This window comes from Segeticoccus rhizosphaerae, assembly GCF_009192725.1.
Classification (GTDB): Bacteria; Actinomycetota; Actinomycetes; order Actinomycetales; family Dermatophilaceae; genus Segeticoccus; species Segeticoccus rhizosphaerae.
In genome coordinates, this window is sequence record NZ_VOHR01000333.1 from 1 (window position 1) to 3957 (window position 3957).

A 3957-nucleotide genomic window follows, 5' to 3' on the forward strand; every position below is an offset into this window, starting at 1 on the left:
CGCGGCCTCGAGCCGTCCCCAGTCGGTGGGCACGGCGGGGCGCGCACCGCTGACGCCGGCCCGGTAGACGGCCTCCTGGCGCAGCCGGCCGATCCCTGTCGTGGGTGTCATGCCCCGAACCTAGCCCGCCCGCGCAGCCGGCGTGAGCACACGGCATACGGGCCCTCCGGCACGCGGTGCGGATGCGTGCCGAGGGGCCCGAACGTGGGACACTGAGCGCACCGACCCCGAGACCGACGAGGTAGCCCACCAGTGTCACCCATGGCCCGCACCGCGCTGCAGCCCGCCGCGACGCCACCGGATCTGATCCGGAACTTCTGCATCATCGCCCACATCGACCACGGCAAGTCGACACTGGCCGACCGGATGCTGCAGATCACCGGGGTCGTGGAGCAGCGGGCCATGCGGGCGCAGTACCTCGACCGGATGGACATCGAACGCGAACGCGGCATCACCATCAAGTCCCAGGCAGTCCGTATGCCGTGGGCGGTCGAGGGCTCGACGGGGACCCCCACGACCTACGCGTTGAACATGATCGACACCCCCGGGCACGTCGACTTCACCTACGAGGTGTCGCGCTCGCTCGCCGCGTGCGAGGGGGCGATCCTGCTCGTCGACGCGGCCCAGGGCATCGAGGCGCAGACGCTGGCCAACCTCTACCTCGCGATGGAGAACGACCTCACCATCATCCCGGTGCTCAACAAGATCGACCTGCCGGCCGCGCAACCGGAGAAGTATGCCGAGGAGCTGGCCGGGCTGATCGGCTGCGAGCCCGAGGAGGTGCTGCTGGTCTCCGGCAAGACCGGCGTGGGCGTCGAGCCGCTGCTGGACCAGATCGTCACTCAGGTGCCGCCGCCCCGCGGGGACGCGGACGCGCCCGCGCGGGCAATGATCTTCGACTCGGTCTACGACACCTACCGTGGCGTCGTCACCTATGTGCGGGTTGTCGACGGGTCGCTCAACCCGCGCGAGAAGATCGTCATGATGTCCACCCGGGCGACCCACGAGCTGCTCGAGATCGGTGTCAGCTCACCCGAACCCACGCCGTCGCAGGGGCTGGGGGTCGGTGAGGTCGGCTACCTCATCACCGGGGTCAAGGACGTGCGCCAGTCCCGGGTGGGCGACACCGTCACGGGCGCCTCGAAGCCGGCGAAGGAGTCACTCGGTGGTTACCGCGACCCCAAGCCGATGGTGTTCTCCGGGCTGTTCCCGATCGACGGCTCCGACTACCCGATCCTGCGCGACGCCCTCGACAAGCTCAAGCTCAACGACGCGGCCCTGGTCTATGAGCCCGAGACGTCGACGGCACTCGGGTTCGGGTTCCGCATCGGCTTCCTCGGGCTGCTGCACCTCGAGATCGTCCGCGAGCGGCTCGAGCGCGAGTTCGACCTCGACCTGATCTCGACGCTGCCGAGCGTGGTCTACGAGGTCACCCTCGATGACGGGCGGACCGTGGTCGTCACCAACCCGAGCGAGTTCCCGGACGCGAAGATCGCTTCGATCAGCGAACCGGTGGTCCGCGCGACGTTGCTCGCACCGAGCGAGTTCATCGGCGCGATCATGGAGCTGTGCCAGCAGCGCCGCGGCACCCTCCGCGGCATGGACTACCTGTCCGAGGACCGCGTCGAGATGCGCTACACCCTGCCGCTGGCCGAGATCGTCTTCGACTTCTTCGACCAGCTGAAGTCGCGCACTCGCGGATACGCCTCTCTCGACTACGAACCCGACGGTGACCAGACCGCGGACCTGGTGAAGGTCGACATCCTGCTCCAGGGGGAGCAGGTCGACGCGTTCAGCACGATCGTGCACCGCGACAAGGCCTACGGCTACGGCGTGATGATGGCAGGCAAGCTGCGCGAGCTCATCCCGCGGCAGCAGTTCGAGGTGCCGATCCAGGCCGCCATCGGAGCCCGGATCATCGCGCGGGAGAACATCCGGGCCATCCGCAAGGACGTGCTGGCCAAGTGCTACGGGGGGGACATCAGCCGCAAGCGCAAGCTGCTCGAGAAGCAGAAGGAGGGCAAGAAGCGGATGAAGATGGTCGGGCGGGTCGAGGTGCCGCAGGAGGCCTTCATCGCCGCTCTGTCCAACGACCCCACGTCCGACAAGTCCAAGAAGTAGCTCGCGTGCCGCAGCCGCGTTCGGCCGAGGGAGTGCAGCGCCGGGTCGTCTCCTTCGCCCGCACCGACGGGCGCGCCCTGCGCCGCCGCGACCATGCCTCCGAGCAGGCCGGCCGCGCCTTCATGCTGGAGCCGCCACGGGGGGAGACCAGCACGTCGATCGCGCCGGGCTCTCGGTTGGACCCGGTCGCCGCCTTCGGTCGCATCGCACCTCTGGTCGTGGAGATCGGCTCGGGCGTGGGGGAGTCGCTCATCCACGCGGCGCAGAGCCACCCGGAGATGGACTTCCTCGGCGTCGAGGTCTACCGACCCGGCAACGCCCGGACGCTCGCTGCCCTCCTGCGCGAGGGGCTGACCAACGTGCGGATGGTGCGTGGTGACGGCGTCGACGTCCTCGAGCACTGGGTCGAGCCCGGCACCCTCTCGCAGGTGTGGACGTTCTTCCCCGACCCGTGGCCGAAGTCCAAGCACCACAAGCGTCGTCTGGTCGACGACTCCTTCGCCCTGGTCGTCGGGCGGTCTCTGCGCCCGGGCGGCGCCTGGCGGCTCGCCACCGACTGGGCGCCCTATGCGCTGCGGATGCGTGACGTCATACGAGCCTGTCCGGTCCTGGACAATCCGCATGGCGGCCGGTGCGACCGTGACGACCCGGAGGCGGGCTTCGCCCCGCGCTTCGAGGGGCGGCCGGTGACCAAGTTCGAACGCAAGGGCACCGACGCCGGACGGACGGTGCGCGACCTCACCGCCCACCGCCGTAGCGAATGAACGTGGGGAGGACGACAGGATCCTGTCGCCTCGCCCCCGGTCCGAACGGCGCACGGGCGGCTCAGAGCTGGCCGGTGAGGGCCTGCAGCCCGAGGCTGCTCGTGGCGACCGCGACCCACAGGATCGCGCCCAGGGCGAGCGGACGCCAGCCCGCCTGCCGCATGGCGCCGAGGGGCGTGGAGAGGCCCACGCCGCTGAGCGCCACCGTGGTGCAGAAGGTCGCCGTCCAGGAGATGGACGGGTGCCACCCCGCCGGGACGACCCCGAGGCTGTTCACCGCGGCGGCCACCATGAACAGGACCAGGAAGGGCGGCACCAGCCGCCGCCACGGCAGGCCGGTCGAGGTCTGGCCGGAGGGCGCGGCCCGGGCCCGGCGGTGGTTGCCGATCGCCAGACCGATGGAGATCGGGATGATCATCAGGGTGCGGGTGAGCTTCACGATGACGGCGTATGACGTGGCCGCGGCACCATAGACCGTGGCCGCCGCGACCACTGACGAGGTGTCGTTGACGGCCGTGCCGGCCCAGAGACCGAAGGCGCTCTGCGACAGACCCATCAGGTGGCCGAGCACCGGGAAGAGGACGGCCGCGAGGATGTTGAAGATGAAGATCGTGGTGATGGAGAACGCGATCGCGACCTCCGAGGCCCCGATCACGGCGCTGACCGTCGCGATGGCCGACGCACCGCAGATGCCGGTCCCCACGCCGATCAGGGTGCGGGTCTCCCGGCCGATGCCGAGCCACCGGCCGACCAGGGCGGTGCCGACCAGCGCCACCGTCAGCGTGCCGACCATGACCGGGAGCGCGCTGGCTCCCGTGTGGGCCACCTGACGCAGCGACAGCCCGGCGCCGAGCAGCACCACGGCCGCCTGGAGCACCACCTTGGCGGAGAACGAGACGCCGGGGGCGAGGGCAGGGCGGTCGCCCATCAGTCGCCGGACACCGACGCCCAGCAGGATGCCGGACACGGGTCCGCCGACGAGCGGAGCCAGCCGGCCGAGGCCGGTGGCCACCAGCCCGATCGCCAACGCGACTGCCAGCCCGGCCCAGATCGCGGGGGTGTGGTCGCGGCC

General features: G+C 70.4%; 3 protein-coding genes. 2 read left to right on the plus strand and 1 reads right to left on the minus strand.

What is annotated here, in order from left to right; genetic code table 11:
• Window positions 1–261 precede the first annotated feature (261 nt).
• Together lepA and trmB are read left to right on the plus strand one after the other, a co-directional pair.
• Entirely contained in the window at window positions 262–2121 is a 1860-nt protein-coding gene (lepA, locus tag FRW57_RS18455; protein ID WP_137121648.1) for a translation elongation factor 4, read from the plus strand.
• Between the two features lie 5 nt (window positions 2122–2126).
• Entirely contained in the window at window positions 2127–2885 is a 759-nt protein-coding gene (trmB, locus tag FRW57_RS18460) for a tRNA (guanosine(46)-N7)-methyltransferase TrmB (protein ID WP_137121649.1), read from the plus strand.
• A gap of 61 nt (window positions 2886–2946) precedes the next feature.
• On the opposite strand, the gene FRW57_RS18465 is transcribed toward trmB, so the two are convergent.
• Window positions 2947–3957 (minus strand): YeiH family protein (locus tag FRW57_RS18465; RefSeq protein WP_338055383.1); only part of this gene is annotated, 1011 nt, incomplete at its 5' end.